General features: G+C 39.3%; 15 protein-coding genes. 8 read left to right on the top strand and 7 right to left on the bottom strand.

All coding sequences use genetic code 11. The annotated features are described in order from the left end of the window. Positions 1 to 177: 177 nt before the first annotated feature. From leuC to leuB, 4 genes are all read left to right on the top strand, one after another. Positions 178 to 1596: a 3-isopropylmalate dehydratase large subunit gene (leuC, locus tag KIP84_RS16485; RefSeq protein ID WP_069122099.1), complete on the top strand. Its 1419-nt coding sequence runs from the start codon at positions 178 to 180 to the stop codon at positions 1594 to 1596. Positions 1597 to 1614: 18 nt separating this feature from the next. Beyond that, complete coding sequence (gene leuD / locus KIP84_RS16480) at positions 1615 to 2262, top strand: 3-isopropylmalate dehydratase small subunit (RefSeq protein WP_002114814.1); 648 nt, start codon at positions 1615 to 1617, stop codon at positions 2260 to 2262. A 112-nt stretch (positions 2263 to 2374) separates the two neighbouring features. After that, complete coding sequence (locus KIP84_RS16475) at positions 2375 to 2959, top strand: hypothetical protein (RefSeq protein ID WP_005066026.1); 585 nt, start codon at positions 2375 to 2377, stop codon at positions 2957 to 2959. Positions 2960 to 2997: 38 nt separating this feature from the next. Next, complete coding sequence (leuB, locus tag KIP84_RS16470; RefSeq protein ID WP_002114882.1) at positions 2998 to 4077, top strand: 3-isopropylmalate dehydrogenase; 1080 nt, start codon at positions 2998 to 3000, stop codon at positions 4075 to 4077. Between the two features lie 52 nt (positions 4078 to 4129). Here leuB and KIP84_RS16465 read toward each other — a convergent pair whose 3' ends face one another. Beyond that, positions 4130 to 4537 (bottom strand): hypothetical protein, encoded by a 408-nt coding sequence (locus KIP84_RS16465; protein ID WP_213688926.1) that lies wholly within the window; start codon positions 4535 to 4537, stop codon positions 4130 to 4132. Positions 4538 to 4706: 169 nt separating this feature from the next. Between KIP84_RS16465 and KIP84_RS16460 the strand changes: the two genes are divergently transcribed. Continuing rightward, positions 4707 to 5081, top strand: a complete 375-nt coding sequence (locus KIP84_RS16460; RefSeq protein WP_213688925.1) for a lysozyme inhibitor LprI family protein — start codon at positions 4707 to 4709, stop codon at positions 5079 to 5081. Positions 5082 to 5132: 51 nt separating this feature from the next. On the opposite strand, the gene infA is transcribed toward KIP84_RS16460, so the two are convergent. Next, positions 5133 to 5354 (bottom strand): translation initiation factor IF-1, encoded by a 222-nt coding sequence (infA, locus tag KIP84_RS16455; protein WP_001284370.1) that lies wholly within the window; start codon positions 5352 to 5354, stop codon positions 5133 to 5135. A gap of 263 nt (positions 5355 to 5617) precedes the next feature. Here infA and KIP84_RS16450 point away from each other — a divergent pair, with 263 nt between their 5' ends. Beyond that, positions 5618 to 6628 (top strand): AraC family transcriptional regulator, encoded by a 1011-nt coding sequence (locus tag KIP84_RS16450; protein WP_005066032.1) that lies wholly within the window; start codon positions 5618 to 5620, stop codon positions 6626 to 6628. A 293-nt stretch (positions 6629 to 6921) separates the two neighbouring features. Here KIP84_RS16450 and truA read toward each other — a convergent pair whose 3' ends face one another. From truA to asd, 5 genes are all read right to left on the bottom strand, one after another. Continuing rightward, positions 6922 to 7719, bottom strand: coding sequence for a tRNA pseudouridine(38-40) synthase TruA (gene truA, locus KIP84_RS16445; RefSeq protein WP_005066033.1), 798 nt, complete (start codon positions 7717 to 7719; stop codon positions 6922 to 6924). Positions 7720 to 7739: 20 nt separating this feature from the next. Further along, on the bottom strand, positions 7740 to 8705 hold the full coding sequence (locus tag KIP84_RS16440) for an asparaginase (protein WP_063098051.1): 966 nt from the start codon (positions 8703 to 8705) through the stop codon (positions 7740 to 7742). Between the two features lie 58 nt (positions 8706 to 8763). Then, positions 8764 to 10026, bottom strand: coding sequence for a hypothetical protein (locus KIP84_RS16435; protein WP_213688924.1), 1263 nt, complete (start codon positions 10024 to 10026; stop codon positions 8764 to 8766). A gap of 59 nt (positions 10027 to 10085) precedes the next feature. Beyond that, the gene (locus KIP84_RS16430; protein WP_213688923.1) at positions 10086 to 11435 is read right to left on the bottom strand and encodes a hypothetical protein; all 1350 of its coding nucleotides are present in this window, start codon (positions 11433 to 11435) and stop codon (positions 10086 to 10088) included. Between the two features lie 148 nt (positions 11436 to 11583). Beyond that, entirely contained in the window at positions 11584 to 12702 is a 1119-nt protein-coding gene (asd, locus tag KIP84_RS16425) for an aspartate-semialdehyde dehydrogenase (protein ID WP_213688922.1), read from the bottom strand. Positions 12703 to 12889: 187 nt separating this feature from the next. On the opposite strand from asd, the gene KIP84_RS16420 reads away from it, so the two are divergent. Next, the gene (locus KIP84_RS16420) at positions 12890 to 13999 is read left to right on the top strand and encodes an endonuclease/exonuclease/phosphatase family protein (protein ID WP_213688921.1); all 1110 of its coding nucleotides are present in this window, start codon (positions 12890 to 12892) and stop codon (positions 13997 to 13999) included. A 698-nt stretch (positions 14000 to 14697) separates the two neighbouring features. Continuing rightward, the gene (gene gltP / locus KIP84_RS16415) at positions 14698 to 15984 is read left to right on the top strand and encodes a glutamate/aspartate:proton symporter GltP (protein ID WP_213688920.1); all 1287 of its coding nucleotides are present in this window, start codon (positions 14698 to 14700) and stop codon (positions 15982 to 15984) included. Positions 15985 to 15988: the final 4 nt, after the last annotated feature.

Genomic DNA, 15988 nt, shown 5'->3' with positions numbered 1-15988 from the left:
TTATGCAAATGATAATCATTAACAAAAACGATTTATTAAATTTGATGTGCCTTATGGAAATTATAATTTATTCCAAAAAGTTTTCTAATTTATAAAAATGATAAATTAGATTTATGTGAAACTCTGGCTATAATCGAATAAAGATCAGAATTACCCAGTCCAATGGAGCAAGACGACATGGCAGGCAAAACTTTATATGACAAATTGTGGGATGACCACGTTGTTTCACAGCGTGATGATGGCTCATGTTTACTATACATTGACCGTCATTTATTGCATGAAGTGACAAGTCCACAAGCATTTGAAGGTTTGCAACTTGCGGATCGTCAACCGTGGCGTTTAAGTGCAAACGTTGCTACACCGGACCACAATGTTCCAACGTCTAAAAAGGAACGTGACCAAGGCATCGCTGGTATTGAAGATGATACGTCTCGTATTCAAGTTCAAACCTTAGATGACAACTGTAAAGCCTTTAATATTGTTGAATTTAGTATTAATGATATCCGTCAGGGTATTGTGCATGTGGTTGGACCTGAACAGGGCTTAACTTTACCGGGCATGACAGTTGTATGTGGTGATTCACATACAGCCACTCACGGTGCTTTTGGTTGCTTGGCGCATGGTATTGGAACATCTGAAGTTGAACATGTGTTAGCAACACAATGCTTGATTCAGAAAAAATCTAAAAACATGTTGGTTCGCGTAAATGGCGTATTGGGTAAAGGCGTAACACCAAAAGATGTGGTGTTGGCCATTATCGGTAAAATTGGTACCGCTGGTGGTACGGGCTATGCAATCGAATTCGGTGGTCAGGTTTTCCGTGATATGTCGATTGAAGGACGTATGACGGTCTGTAACATGGCGATTGAAGCAGGTGCGCGTGTCGGTATGGTGGCTGTTGATGACAAGACCATTGAATATGTGAAAGGCCGTAGTTACGCACCAAAAGGCGAGCAATGGGATCAAGCAGTTGCTTACTGGAACACATTGCATTCAGACGAAGATGCTGTGTTTGATGCTGTAGTTGAGTTAAATGGCGCAGAAATTGAACCACAAGTATCTTGGGGAACTTCACCAGAAATGGTTATTCCAGTTACTGAAGCTGTGCCAACTTTAGAACAAGCGAAAGATGACGTACAACGTAATGATTGGACACGTGCTTATCAATATATGGGTTTAAATGCAGGTCAGGCATTAGCTGATATTCAGCTTGATCGTGTCTTTATTGGTTCTTGTACTAACTCTCGTATTGAAGATATTCGTGCTGCGGCTGAGGTGGTTAAGGGCCGTAAAGTGGCATCTACCATTAAGCAAGCTATGATTGTTCCGGGGTCTGGTTTAGTTAAACAACAAGCTGAAAAAGAAGGCTTGGATAAAATCTTCTTGGAAGCTGGCTTTGAATGGCGTGAGCCGGGTTGTTCAATGTGTCTAGCAATGAATGCAGACAAGTTACAACCAGGTGAACACTGTGCATCGACGTCTAATCGTAACTTTGAAGGCCGTCAAGGCAATGGTGGTCGTACTCACTTGGTGAGCCCGGCAATGGCGGCAGCGGCTGCAATCGCTGGTCACTTCGTTGATGTTCGTTCATTTTAATTCGGTCTGGAGCAAACCATGAAAGCTTATACAGTTGAACAAGGTATCGTTGCACCATTAGATCGTGCCAATGTTGATACAGATTTAATTATTCCAAAACAGTTTTTAAAGTCGATTAAACGTACTGGTTTTGGCGACAACTTATTTGACGAGCTTCGTTATTTAGACGAAGGCTATCCGGGACAAGACAATTCAGTACGTCCAAAAAATCCGGACTTTGTTTTAAACCAGCCTCGTTATCAAGGAGCAACTGTTTTGATTGCTCGTACTAACTTTGGTTGTGGTTCAAGTCGTGAGCATGCGCCTTGGGCATTAAATGAATATGGATTCCGTACCGTTATTGCACCAAGCTTTGCTGATATTTTCTTTAATAACTGTTTTAAAAATGGCATGTTACCTGTCATTTTGCCAGAAGAAACAGTTGAGCAGTTATTTAAAGAATGTGCTGCTAATGAGGGATATCAATTAACAATTGATTTAGCGGCTCAAGAAGTACGTACGCCAACAGGTGAAGCGTTTAAATTTGAAGTTGATCCATTTCGTAAGCACTGCTTGTTAAATGGATTGGATGATATTGGTTTAACTCTTCAAAATGCGGACGCAATTCGCGCTTATGAAGAAAAAACTAAACAAGTTCGTCCTTGGGTATTCCAAGAGTTGAATTAACCTTTCGGTACATTTTAAACATAGCCATGGCGTAGCGTTCAAACTCTTGCTAACATGCTAAAGCATAAAAACACCTTAGAATTATGCACTAGATGAGGATTGGGCTTGAACAATGAAGAGGAACGTTACTCATAGCTTTTTGTTGAGCCTGTGCGCAATAACACTCAGTGCTTGTCAAAGCACTTACAATGTAGTGGATACTGTCCGCATTAAGCAGGCTGAACAAGAAAATTTGGGGCAGAATGCAGCAATATATTGTTCGGGCGCGAAGAGTTGTGAATTTGAACGACTAAATGATATTACTGTAGTGGATGCGCAAACACGAAGAATTAGTAATCAGGCAATTCATCAAGGGATTGTGAGATTACAAGGTTCAGTGCTTAGCCAAACTAACAGCTTATATTTATCTGTGCCTGCTAAACAATATGAAGTGGTGATCCGTTTCTATCCGATCTCTCCGGATCGTGCAGAAACATTTCATGTGATTCACCAGTTTAATGCTAACCATCGCTATACATTTAAAATGTACCGGGACAAATCTAACCGTTCGGGTAGTTTGCTGAATGTTTCTGTACCAGATCCATTATGTGTCGATTTAGAACAAGATGGGCATGTCATTCGCCGTTTTTGTCGACCATTTGATGTTACAACAGGACTAGGTGAATTCCTTGAGCAGAAAAAACTAACACCGCGGTAGTTGTAGCACTGCTTGTCTTTGGAAAATGGAAAAAGTTCATGTCTAAACAGATTTTAATTTTAGCTGGTGATGGTATTGGTCCTGAAATTGTTGGGGCGGCAGAAAAAGTATTAAATACAGTAAATGAAAAATTTAATTTATCGTTAACTTGGGAACATGGCTTATTAGGCGGTGCAGCAATTGATGCGCATGGTGAACCGTACCCAGCAGTAACAAGTGAACAGGCAAAAAAAGCTGATGCAATTTTATTAGGTGCGGTAGGCGGACCAAAGTGGGACACCATTGAGCGTTCTATTCGTCCTGAACGTGGTCTTTTAAAAATTCGTAGTGAACTTAACTTGTTTGCTAACTTGCGCCCAGCGATTTTATATCCGCAATTGGCAGATGCTTCGAGCTTAAAGCCGGAAATTGTTGCTGGCTTAGATATTTTAATTGTTCGTGAATTAACTGGCGGTATCTATTTTGGTCAGCCACGTGGTATCCGTGAACTCGAAAACGGTGAAAAACAAGGTTATAACACCGACGTTTACTCTGAAAGCGAAATTAAGCGTATTGCAAAAGTAGCTTTTGAACTTGCAGGCTTACGTGGTGGAAAGGTTTGTTCCGTAGATAAAGCTAATGTTTTAGAAGTTACAGAACTTTGGAAGCAAACAGTTACTGATTTACAGCAAGCAAATTATTCAAATATTCAGCTTTCACATATGTATGTCGATAACGCTGCAATGCAACTTGTACGTGCACCGAAACAGTTTGACGTGATCGTAACGGGTAACTTATTTGGCGATATCTTATCTGATGAAGCAGCAATGCTTACAGGTTCAATCGGCATGTTGCCATCGGCTTCGTTAGATGAAAATGGCAAAGGTATGTATGAGCCTTGCCATGGTTCTGCACCTGATATCGCAGGTCAAAATGTGGCAAACCCATTAGCAACTATTCTTTCAGTTGCAATGATGCTTCGTTATACCTTCCGTGAAGAAGCTGCTGCAAAAGCAATTGAAGATGCGGTAGGTCAAGTACTTGATCAAGGCTTGCGTACAGCAGATATTATGTCTGAAGGTATGACAAAAGTAGGTACAGCTGAGATGGGTGAGGCAGTTGTCGCTGCTCTTGCTTAAAAGCTTGTTATAAAAAACGCAGCTCAACGCTGCGTTTTTTTGTGCCTATGTTTTAGCAGGCTTTACCTTCATATTGAATTGACTCGGCAATATCATTCTTAAGCTGAAAAATAACTTTGCAGTTGAAATTCAAATCATAAGAATTGCCACTCAAATTACCTGATTGTATGGGAACAGAACCTCCTCTCATATCGACATTACTCACCATCGGAATTGGAATGCTTAAAGGACGCAAAATCGTATAGATGAGCTGATTGGATGTTTTTTGCGGTGTATTAGCGACTTGAAAACCAAGACTACGTAGATTGATATCTTGTTGAATGGTCGCCGAGGATTTTCCTAAAAAGCCTTTTAAATATTCCTGTAAATCTACGGATTGACGTGGGTGACTAGCACAACCGTTAAGACAAATAATGATAAAAGATAATAAGCCAATTTGGCAGCGGATATATATGTTCATTTTTCTCACTATATGAAATTATATTTATTATTAAAGAACAATAGGTTGTATTTACAAGCTTGTAAAGCAAAAAAGGAGGATTAAGATAAATGGAGAATAAGTTTATTTAGAGATTCATACTAATATTCAAAAGGCTTTATAATTATTTTGTAAAAAACTTAAGGAAAACATGATGAAAAAAATATTTTTTGCATTTTTATGCAGCTTTGGCGTGACTTCAGTCTATGCAGATAACTGTGATAGTGCCCGCAATACTTACGATGATATTTACTGTACAAATAAAATTTATGCGAGTGCTGATGCTGATCTGAATAAGAATTATCAAGCACTGCGAGTAAAGTTAAACACAGCACAAAGAAATATGCTTAAGAAGTCTCAGCTTGCATGGATACGTCAACGTGATGCCGAGTGTACAGATTCAAATAGGAATAGTGTAGACGTGCAATGTCGTTTACAGACAACGCAAGAAAGAAACCATTGGCTGCAAGAAAGATTGCGTGAATGCCAAACGGTGGGATGTAAAACCAGTCGCTTAAGTGAATAAATAACGCAATAAAAAAGCCACATCATAAAGTGGCTTTTTTGCATTCACTAATTAGCGAGCACGGTACGTAATACGACCTTTAGTTAAGTCATATGGAGTCATTTCGACTTTTACACTGTCGCCAGTAAGAATACGAATATAGTGTTTACGCATTTTACCAGAAATGTGTGCAATAACTTCGTGACCGTTTTCAAGACGTACACGGAACATCGTATTAGGAAGCGTTTCGGTGACAACGCCTTCGAACTCAATGAGTTCCTCTTTATTGGCCATAGCCTACCTGATGATCAAATTGGAAAGGCGCAAATTATAGTCAATTTTTTTAAAAAAAACAAGATAGACACACTTCTGCTAAAGCATCTGGTTAAAGTATGACTAATAAAAAAAGATGTAATTTTTTTCACAAAAGAAGTGTAATTCTGTTGTCAGTTTGGTCAATCAACGCTAATCTAAAATCATAGTTATTAGGGACTGTTAATTGCATAAAGGTCAACAGCCCTAAATATCAATGAAGTATCTACATGGAAGGGCACTGCGTGGGTCAGCTAACAGATGCATCAGTTGTATTACGCTTTGGCTACCAAGCGATTCGTCGTGCGGGTTTGCCAACAGAAGAAATATTAACCAAAGCGGGAGTTGCTTTAAATCAGGTCGATACCAATGCACGTACACCGTTAAGTGCACAGTACGCCTTTTGGACTGCCGCTCAGGAAGTCAGTAAAGATCCAGACATCGGTCTGCATTTAGGTGAACATTTGCCTTTGTATCGAGGGCAGGTGATTGAACATCTATTTATTAGTAGTGAAACCTTTGGTGAAGGCTTAAAACGAGCCTTAGCTTATCAACGACTGATTAGTGACGCATTTGATGCAAAACTAGTCGTTGAAGAAGGGCGTTGTTATTTAACCAATGGTGAACAAATTGGTGCTGACAATCTCGTTAATCGCCATTTCTCTGAATGTGCAATTTCGGGCGTGCTTAGATTTTTTAAGTTCATTACTGAAGGACAATTTCATCCTATCTTCATCGATTTTAATTTTAGCGAAGGAGCTTCTGAGGATGAATATTTCCGTGTATTTGGCTGCCCAGTTAGCTTAGGTCAGAAAGAGACACGTTTATATTTTGACCCAGCTATTTTAGATTTTCAGCTTTGGCAGGCAGAGCCTGAGTTACTTCAATTGCATGAACAATTGGCGATTGAAAAGTTACAAGAACTCGCCCGTTATGATTTAGTGGGTGAGGTTCGTCGTGCGATTGGTTCGACACTTGAAAGTGGAGAAACAACTTTAGAGACGGTTGCTGCTCAGTTGAATATTACGCCGCGTCGTTTACGTACTCAGCTCAGTGAGGCAAATACCAGTTTTCAACAAATACTTTCTGACTATCGTTGTCGTTTAGCTAAAAAGCTTTTGGCAAATACCAATGAGAGTGTTGAACGTATTGTGTATTTAACAGGTTTCTCTGAACCAAGTACGTTCTATCGTGCATTTAAGCGTTGGACGAATGAAACACCTGTGGAATACCGTAAGCGTAAACAACACCGATAATTTATTCTATGTCATGACAGAGCCGTGCCATTGAGGCTTTAATAACTGGATTGGCTTTCAGCTAGAGCTACTTTTCTTTCGGGATGAAGAGCGCAAGCTCTGCAAGAGCAAAAGCTTGTGACATGGTAAAGAATAATCATTCTTACCGTGTCACAAGATGAAAAATGTATTGAACTACGCACTTCGTTTGTCTTGCACTGCAGTTAAAGTATACTTTAACCTTGTTCAGATTGCGTATGACTTTCTCGCGTATCTTATTTAATGCTTAATTTGGATACTGAGTTTTAAATGTTTTAATCTGGTAAGTTTAGCCAATGTGGCCCAAGTGGTGGCTGCGGCAAATCAAACTGCTCAGGATAATTACACTGAATAAAATAAAGGCCATCGGGTGGGGCGGTTACCCCAGCTGCCTTACGATCCTGCGCCGCAAACATTGCATCGATATGATCAATCTCATACATACCTTGACCAATTTCGAGTAAGCAACCAACAATATTGCGCACCATATGGTGTAAAAAACCATCTGCTTGAATATCTAAAACTAAATAGCGTCCATGTTCAAATAGAAGGCAATGCGTTACATGTCGTACAGGCTTATTGGACTGGCATGCTGCTGCGCGGAAAGTTTCAAAGTTATGCGTTCCTTCGAACTTACTAGCAGCTTTAATCATCTTTTGCACATCTAGCTTTTGGTAAATGTGCGTAACTTGCTTATGTAATAGTGCTGGGCGATGAGGTGCGTTATAGATGATATAACGGTAACGTCGAGCAGTCGCTTTAAAGCGGGCATGAAAATTTTCATCCATCAGTTTAATCCACTGAATGGAAATATCTTTAGGTAGTTGGCTATTTGCCCCTCTTAACCACCCCGTTTCTGGACGAATAGCGTTCGTGTCGAAGTGTGCTACCATATTTGTTGCATGTACTCCCGCATCAGTACGACCCGCACCGTGAAGTGCAATGGGCTCATCTGCAATTTTACTCAGTACACGCTCGATCGTTTCCTGAACGCTGGCAACGCCTGGCTGTTGTGTTTGCCAACCTCGGTATTGAACTCCGCTAAATTCAATACCGACCGCATAACGTTGCATAGCTTTACCTCTATTTAATGCTAATTTTCATTCCAATGGCTGAGCCATTGTTCTGGGGTTGAATATTTTAAATAGATTTGAAGTGCTTTTGCATAGAGATCTGCATGGCTATGTGCATCACTGATGACAATTTTTGCAGTTTTGGCCCAGGCGCTAATTGCATAACGTTGATCAATACCACCGAATGTCACCTGAGTGGTAAGAATCGGAACACAGCCACGTGCGTAAAGCTCATCTAATGTTGCGAGTAATTCTTGGTTTACTGCAATATTACCAGTACCAAAGCCTTGTAACACTAAAAAGTGCGGTGGGGCTGAAAGTAAGTGACGTAATTGCTGTACTAAGTGCTGTGTTGCAATGGGTTGCATCATCCAGTTTAAAATCTGGAAAGAAGCAGCTCGTTCAATTTGGACATCTTGTACGATCAATTCATTTTGCTGAGGCGTAAACTCAGCTTCACTACTTAACCCTGAAAATGCATCGAGTTCAGTCGTATGCGTTTTTAATGCAGTTTGCGCGTGGAACACTTGATGGTGGAATGCGAGATAAGCACCCACAGGTAAAGCAATCACTTGTTCTAATGCAAGATATAAGTTCTCAATTGCATCAGTAAATTCACGGGTGTTATCGCCTTGAATATTCAGTAACGGGTATTGGCTACCGGTAATCACAATATGACAGCTTTGGCCTAAAAAGCGGGCTAGGGTTGCGGCCGCGTAACTGAGCGTGTCTGTACCATGAATAACAACGAAATGCTGATAACCTTCAAGTTGTAGTTGTTGTATACGTTGAATCAGGCGTAACCAGTCAGGTGCCGTACATGCACTGCTATCAACAATATTGGGTGCAGCAAAGCAGTCAACTGTTAAGTGTGGAGGAATCACTTTTTCAAGTTGAGGTAAGAATTGCTCATAAGGCATAGGAGCTAGAGGCTCACCAATGCAACCAAAAGTACCACCCATATAAAATAAGGCTATTTTTTTCATATTTTTGCAGGCATAAAAAAGCAGTCATCTCTGACTGCTTATGGTAAATCGAACAGTTCTAAGAAGCTATGCGATTAAGTAAGTTTTTCGCGCGTTGTTGTTGTTCTGTGTTGAATTTTTGCTCATTGCTTGCCAATAAGGCTTGAGCTGCTGGGTATGCTCCTAACTTGATGTACTGCTCAGCTAGTTTTAGATCAAGTTCATTTTCATCTAAATGTTTTAATTCTGGAAAAGCTTCTACAAGGGGATCTTTAGTTTGATCTGGGGTAGTTTCTTCGCCTACTAGGTCTACAAGGTTTTGAGTTTCAATCTCTGGTGCTGTAACTAATGCAGGCTCGTCTAGCGAAAACTCAAGAGGTGCGATAGAAGTCGCTTCTAATGGCGCTTGTTCTACGAGTTTAATTTCATCTAATGATGGAGCTTGTTCAACAGATTTCGTCTTTGAACTTGAAGGATTTAAGTCAAGATTAAAATCTAATGCATTGGTGTTCTCTTGAGCTGCTGGTGCCGCTATTGTCTGGTTTTTTTCCTCAGATTCATGCAGAGGTGCCAAGTCAAAAGAAAACTCTAGGCCAGCTAGCTCATTTGTTTCTTGAGATGGCGATAACTCTGATTTCTGTGTTGGCTGGCTGGTACTTTCGGTAGTCGTGGTTTGCTCAAATGAAAAGTTAAACTCTAAAGGTTCAACTTCAACAGCAGGTTCTTGCTTTACAGCGGTATAGTCTTGCTGTAATTCTTCAAAAGAAGTTTCAGAAGAACTTGTTGTTAATTGGTCAAACTGAGCTGTTGCATCAGATGTATTTTTTGGCTCTTGGTATGTTTGAGCTTGAGGAAAATCGATCGCATCTGATTGTCTTGATGATTCATATTCTTTTTGTCTAGCTTCTGCTTGAATGGCTATTTCATTGAGCGCTAAGCTACGAATATGGCTAATCAGTTGAGTTATTGCAAACTCATCTTTTTGTGCAATATGAATGTCAAGAAGTAATAAATATAATTCGTGTTGGGTATTATCTTTCTTTAGCGCCTGATTGATTTGAGCTTCAGCGGCTGAAAATTGTTTTTCTTTAATAAGTAGCTGAATTTTTTGACGAACAGCTTCAAGGACAGGACTGCTTTGTGGAAGAGCAGGAGCGACGTCTTCTACTACAATCGCTTTACTTTTTTCGCGCGAGGTTTTACTCGATTTAGCACTTGCTTTTTTGCCCGATTTTTTACTTATACTTTTTGGGGAGGTGGTCTCTTGTTTTTGGCTATTCTCGCGCTTTTTTAAAACAACGGCGACCACGAGTAATATGATAAACGGAATCACATATAACATTACTTTCCCCTTAAAAAATAAAATTTTGCAATGTAAAGCGAGCTAACTCTGGTTTTAGCTTAATGTTTTTGCTTGTGAGTTTGTTGCTGTGCTTTTAACTGCTGTTGTAACTCTGCCAAACGAGCATTCAAAAGTTGAATACGTTGGTCTTTTAAACGTAAAGTTTGGTCTAATTTGGTCACATTCCTTTGTAATGTAACGGTTTTTTCTCTTGTTGTCATAACTTTTACTGCTAACTCAGTATTGTTTTGACCTTGTTGTGTGCTCTTTTTAGCACTTCCATGCGTAGAATTTTGACTGTTTTCAGCCACAATACTCATTTCGGCTTGTTGTAAACGGTATTTTGCTTTGCCAGAAGTTGATTTTGCAGTATGTGCGATATCTGTTTTTGACTTGTTTTGCTGAGGTTTAGCAGCAGGAGAGTGAGCTAGGTTAAGTGCGATTCCCTGACGCAAACGATTTACATCACCTTGAATAAAAGCATGTCGGTTTTGTGTTTGAATATCATGCATGACTTTCGCAACAGGTTGTTTTGTTTTTGCTGCAATACGATTAGCAATGCTCCATAAAGACTCATTTCGCTGTACCACATATTTACCTGATGTTGCTGGTCCTTTGTAGGAACTTAACGATTGTTTCTTCGCAGGATTTTGGTTGAGCGTTTTTTGAGGTGCAGATTTCTTTTTTGCTGTTAGATTCTTGACCGGAGTTTTTGGTGAATTGTTTGTAGCAGTCTTCGCACTGGTTGGTTTAATTTCTGTCTGATCTGAAGTAGTAGCTGTTGTAACTTGTTGAGCAACCTGAGTAGAAGGATTTGCACTAAGTGTATTGGATGAGTTTGTATTTACAGCCGGAGCAGTTCCAGAGTTAATATTAAGACTGTGTTCACCATTCGAATTATTTGTAGTTGAGACCGAAGTTGGTGATGCATATCGAGTACTTTCTGGCAGATTTAGAGCAATGTCTTTTTCATTGACAATAAACTGAGGTGACAAAGTACTTTCGTTATTTTCAGTCTTTTTTATAGAAGAAGGCTTAATTACGGTTTTGATATGCTGCAACCGTGTGGCAGAACCTTCACTAATTTTTACTACAATATTTAGTTCAGGATCAATCACAGGGCGAGATGAGGTAATCACAATAACCCCTGAGCCTTGACCGTTTTGGCGTGTATAAAAATTAAGATTTCCGGGCGGCTGATGAGTTACGCCTAACGCGCTTAAATCTTCAGGAGTCGCTAGACTGACTTGTAGATTAGCGTTGGGGTCAGCTTGTTGGAAATTCATTTCGGCATATAACAAATCGCCAGGTGCGGACTGAATTTGTATAGGGTCTAATGTAATCGCATAAAGAGAAGGCGAAGACATAATGGTGAAAATGGCAATTTTTAATTTGTTATAAACAGTCATCTCAATCCATGACCTAATAAGTCGTAAAGTCGTTCAAAATTATACAATAATGAAATGTAAATAAATTGTAAAATTTTTACAAACCAGTTACGGAAAAGCCGATCTAATGTGATCGGCTTTTCGTTTTGACTGAATAATTCAGACCAAATTATGAGCTTTTGTATTCTACTAAGATACGTAACATGCGACGTAAAGGTTCAGCAGCACCCCAAAGTAACTGATCACCTACTGTGAATGCACCTAAATATTCTTTACCCATATTAAGTTTGCGCAAACGGCCAACAGGTACAGTTAAGGTACCAGTTACAGCCACAGGTGTAAGGTCAGTCATAGATGCTTCACGAGTGTTCGGTACAACTTTCGCCCATTGGTTTGAAGTACGAATCATATCTTCGATTTCATCAAGCGGAACATCTTTTTTCAACTTGATTGTCAGTGCTTGAGAGTGGCAACGCATCGCGCCAATACGGACACAGTGGCCATCGATCGGAACAATTTGTGAATTACCCAAGATCTTGTTGGTTTCAACCTGACCTTTCCACTCTTCTTTTGATTGACCGTTTTCAAGTTGCTTATCAATATAAGGAATCAACGATCCAGCTAATGGCACACCAAAGTTAGCAGAAGGGAAACCTTCACCACGTTGTAACTCAGCAACTTGACGATCAATATCCAAAATTGCAGATTTAGGGTCATCTAACAATGTTTTGGTATTGTTATATAAGTAACCCATACCAGTAATTAGCTCACGCATGTTTTGTGCGCCAGCGCCTGATGCTGCTTGATAAGTCATAGCAGTCATCCACTCCACCAAATTATTTTGGAAAAGTGAACCTACACCCATCAACATAAGTGATACTGTACAGTTACCACCTACGAAAGTTTTGGTGCCCTTAACCAATCCGTCTTTGATGACGTTAAGGTTTACTGGGTCAAGAACGATGATTGCATCATCTGACATACGTAAAGTTGAAGCTGCGTCAATCCAGTAGCCATCCCAACCAGTCGCTTTTAACTGTGGGAAAACTTCAGACGTATAGTCACCACCTTGACAGGTAATAATGACATCCATTTGCTTCAAACTATTAATGTCTGTAGCTTCCATAAGTGCTGGGGCAGTCTTACCACCAAATGAAGGAGCTTCACCACCTGCATTACTGGTAGAGAAATAAAATGGCTCAATATGAGCAAAATCATTCTCTTCAACCATACGTTGCATAAGGACGGAACCGACCATCCCGCGCCAACCGACCAGACCTACTTTCATGTCATTTTGCCTCGGTGCGTTAAAATTGTTAGGGGGAGTTGAGTGTATCAAAAGTGTCCACAACTGCAAGCGTTACAGAAACAAAACACCATCTTTATTGAGTAGAATATCTTGTTTATGTTACATACAAAATTGATAAAGATGACAAAAACTTTAAAAAACAAATCATCTTAAAAGAGAAAATTCAATGATTTATATCGAAGTTCTAGCTGGTCTGGTGATTTGGTTAAGTTTCTGGTCACTTATTCCCCGCGATGAGTGGTGGTTTCGTGGTGCCGACTTCCCTCGGTTGCAGATTCTATTTGTTGGTCTTTTAGCTTTTATAGGAATGCTGTTTTGGCCCGCTGAATGGAATCTCTGGCGTGAAGTCGTGCTGGCTGCGCTCATTGCTGCGATTGCCTATCAGCTTAAAATGATTTTGCCCTATACCTTGTTTTGGAAAAAACAGGTTAAACAGGTGAAGACGTCTCAATTAGATCCACAAAAGCAGATTTCATTAATCGTATCGAATGTGCTCACTCCTAATGATAAGTATCATTTATTGCTTGAACAGATCAGGACATTAAAACCAGATTTACTACTTACATTGGAAAGCGATACGACATGGGAAAATGCTTTAAGAGAGATCGAAGGTGACTATCCTTATCGTGTTCCTGTGCCTTTAGATAACCTCTACGGCATGCATTTATATAGCCGTCTACCTTTATCAAATACTGAAGTTAAATTTATTCTCAGTGATGAAATTCCCTCCATTCATACAACTGTGACTTTACGGTCTGGTATGCCAGTTCAACTCTATTGTTTGCATCCTAAGCCCCCTAGTCCAACTGAGGCAAAGGATTCGACTTTACGCGATGCTGAACTTTTAATTGTGGGCGACCAAATTAAAGATCTAGATGAAAGCTGTATTGTGATGGGTGATTTAAACGATGTAGCGTGGTCACGTACTACACGATTATTTCAACGAATTAGTGGATTGCTTGACCCGCGTGTTGGGCGACATTTTATTAATACTTTTCATGCGGACTATCCATTGTTGCGTTGGTCTTTAGACCATATTTTCCATAGTACCGATTTCGGTTTGGTGAAGATGCAGCGTTTACCTCATGTTGGATCTGATCATTTTCCTGTCTATGTAGTTTTGCAGACTGGTCGAATATTTGAGCATATTCAAGAGGAACTAGAACAAACTCAAGATGATGAAGAAGAGGCGCAAAGAGCTATCCAAGAAGGAATTGCAAAGGCTGAAGCTGAAGAAAAAGTAGTAACTGATAAAATTGCACAGCCTTATAAATAAAAAGAATATAAAAAGTGATGTAAGCAATATCGTACAAAGATTTGAGTCTAGGGCGAATAGGCAGAGGGTTATAAAAACCTTATTCTACATTCATCGGCACACGGAACCGGGAATGGATAGTCCCAAGTAAGGATACACAAAGCTGATATGGAATAGCATCACGGATCAGATGTTGGAACGGAAACGATAAAAATAACTATTAACCTGAAAGCACAACCTCATTTACCCGAGTTTTGCAGGATGCAGAACTCGGGTTGATATTTTTATATACCTTATTTAATTCTATGTAAATAAAACAAATATTTTTAAGCTCATCTTAATTTTTAAATCTATTTAACAATAGGTAAATACCTATATGTTTTCATATAAATCTGAGCAATTTTTAATGAAAAAAGATACAAAATTTTTTTTTATTAAGTTTTTGTTTTTATAGATTATTAATGAATAAATATAGGCTTTGTTTTATTTAAAGATAAATTGGGGTTGTTTAATTAATAAATCTCAATAGAATGTGCCGATCGTTGACATGTTGGATCGTCAACAGGCATTGTTTTTTACTTCGCCGGATCGGCGGGTTGTGATTTGTTTGTACATTTAAATTTCTGTTTGGGAATTAGTGTGCATGTTGAGGTTTCACTCTTAGTTAGTGGTCTTCTCCCTCTCATATTTGATACTTTGCGGTGCATAAGGATTGTCTTATGAAGAATTTTAAATTTAGCCTTGCTTGGCAAATTTTAATTGCTTTAATCCTAGGGATAGTTGTCGGGGCTGTTTTACATAACCAGCCTGAAATCAAAGACAGTATTGTGAATAATGTTCTTACACCAATGGGTAAGATCTTTATTAGCCTGATTAAAATGATTGTTATTCCAATCGTTTTCTCTACCTTGATTTTAGGTATTGCAGGTGTTGGCAGTACGAAAAGTTTAGGGCGACTTGGTTTTAAAACCATTCTCTATTTTGAAATTATTACGACTATTGCTATTTTGGTTGGCTTGGTTGCAGCAAATATTTTCCACCCAGGCTCAGGCATTGATATGTCTCAGTTGGTGCAGTCGGATATTTCTCAATATAAGCATACAACTGAAGAAGTTCAGTCACAGTCACATGGTTTAATTCAAACAATATTATCGCTTATCCCAACGAACATTATTAGTTCAATGGCGCATGGCGAAATGTTACCTGTGATTTTCTTTGCTGTGCTATTTGGTATTGGTTTATCTTCTTTGCCAGCAACCACTAAAGACCCATTACTAAACGTATTTCATGCAGTTTCAGAAACGATGTTCCGCGTAACGCACATCATTATGAAATATGCACCAGTGGGTGTATTTGGTTTAATCGCTGTAACTGTTGCTAACTTCGGTTTTGCTTCACTTATTCCATTAGGTAAATTAGTTGTATTAGTTTACGGTGCAATCTTCTTCTTTGCATTTGTTGTGCTTGGTTTGACTGCAAAAATGTTTGGAATCAACATCTTTATCTTGTTCAAGATTTTAAAAGATGAATTGATTTTGGCATATTCAACTGCAAGCTCGGAAACAGTATTACCGCGTATTATGCAAAAAATGGAAGCTTACGGTGCGCCAAAAGCAATTTCCAGCTTTGTGATTCCAACTGGTTATTCATTTAACCTTGATGGTTCTACGCTTTACCAAAGTATCGCGGCAATCTTTATTGCACAGCTTTACGGTATTGAAATGTCAATCAGCCAACAAGTTATTTTGGTTGTAACATTAATGATTACTTCTAAGGGTATTGCTGGTGTTCCTGGCGTATCATTTGTTGTGTTATTAGCGACATTAGGTAGTGTTGGTATTCCTGTAGAAGGTTTAGCATTTATTGCTGGTGTTGACCGTATTATGGATATGGCTCGTACTGCGTTGAACGTTGTTGGTAACGCGCTTGCTGTACTTGTAATCAGTAAATGGGAAAAACAATACGACTCTGAAAAAGCTGCCGCTTATGAAGCAACATTTAAATAAGATG

It is taken from the genome of Acinetobacter sp. BHS4, assembly GCF_018454425.1.
GTDB lineage: Bacteria > Pseudomonadota > Gammaproteobacteria > Pseudomonadales > Moraxellaceae > Acinetobacter > Acinetobacter pittii.
This window is presented reverse-complemented; position numbering and strand designations above follow the sequence as displayed.

Bases quoted from the DNA above. Each gene is read 5' to 3' on its own strand.
- leuC (WP_069122099.1), top strand. From the start codon at position 178: ATGGCAGGCAAAACTTTATATGACAAATTGTGGGATGACCACGTTGTT.
- leuD (WP_002114814.1), top strand. From the start codon at position 1,615: ATGAAAGCTTATACAGTTGAACAAGGTATCGTTGCACCATTAGATCGT.
- KIP84_RS16475 (WP_005066026.1), top strand. From the start codon at position 2,375: ATGAAGAGGAACGTTACTCATAGCTTTTTGTTGAGCCTGTGCGCAATA.
- leuB (WP_002114882.1), top strand. From the start codon at position 2,998: ATGTCTAAACAGATTTTAATTTTAGCTGGTGATGGTATTGGTCCTGAA.
- KIP84_RS16465 (WP_213688926.1), bottom strand. From the start codon at position 4,537: ATGAACATATATATCCGCTGCCAAATTGGCTTATTATCTTTTATCATT.
- KIP84_RS16460 (WP_213688925.1), top strand. From the start codon at position 4,707: ATGATGAAAAAAATATTTTTTGCATTTTTATGCAGCTTTGGCGTGACT.
- infA (WP_001284370.1), bottom strand. From the start codon at position 5,354: ATGGCCAATAAAGAGGAACTCATTGAGTTCGAAGGCGTTGTCACCGAA.
- truA (WP_005066033.1), bottom strand. From the start codon at position 7,719: ATGCAACGTTATGCGGTCGGTATTGAATTTAGCGGAGTTCAATACCGA.
- KIP84_RS16440 (WP_063098051.1), bottom strand. From the start codon at position 8,705: ATGAAAAAAATAGCCTTATTTTATATGGGTGGTACTTTTGGTTGCATT.
- KIP84_RS16435 (WP_213688924.1), bottom strand. From the start codon at position 10,026: ATGTTATATGTGATTCCGTTTATCATATTACTCGTGGTCGCCGTTGTT.
- KIP84_RS16430 (WP_213688923.1), bottom strand. From the start codon at position 11,435: ATGACTGTTTATAACAAATTAAAAATTGCCATTTTCACCATTATGTCT.
- asd (WP_213688922.1), bottom strand. From the start codon at position 12,702: ATGAAAGTAGGTCTGGTCGGTTGGCGCGGGATGGTCGGTTCCGTCCTT.
- KIP84_RS16420 (WP_213688921.1), top strand. From the start codon at position 12,890: ATGATTTATATCGAAGTTCTAGCTGGTCTGGTGATTTGGTTAAGTTTC.
- gltP (WP_213688920.1), top strand. From the start codon at position 14,698: ATGAAGAATTTTAAATTTAGCCTTGCTTGGCAAATTTTAATTGCTTTA.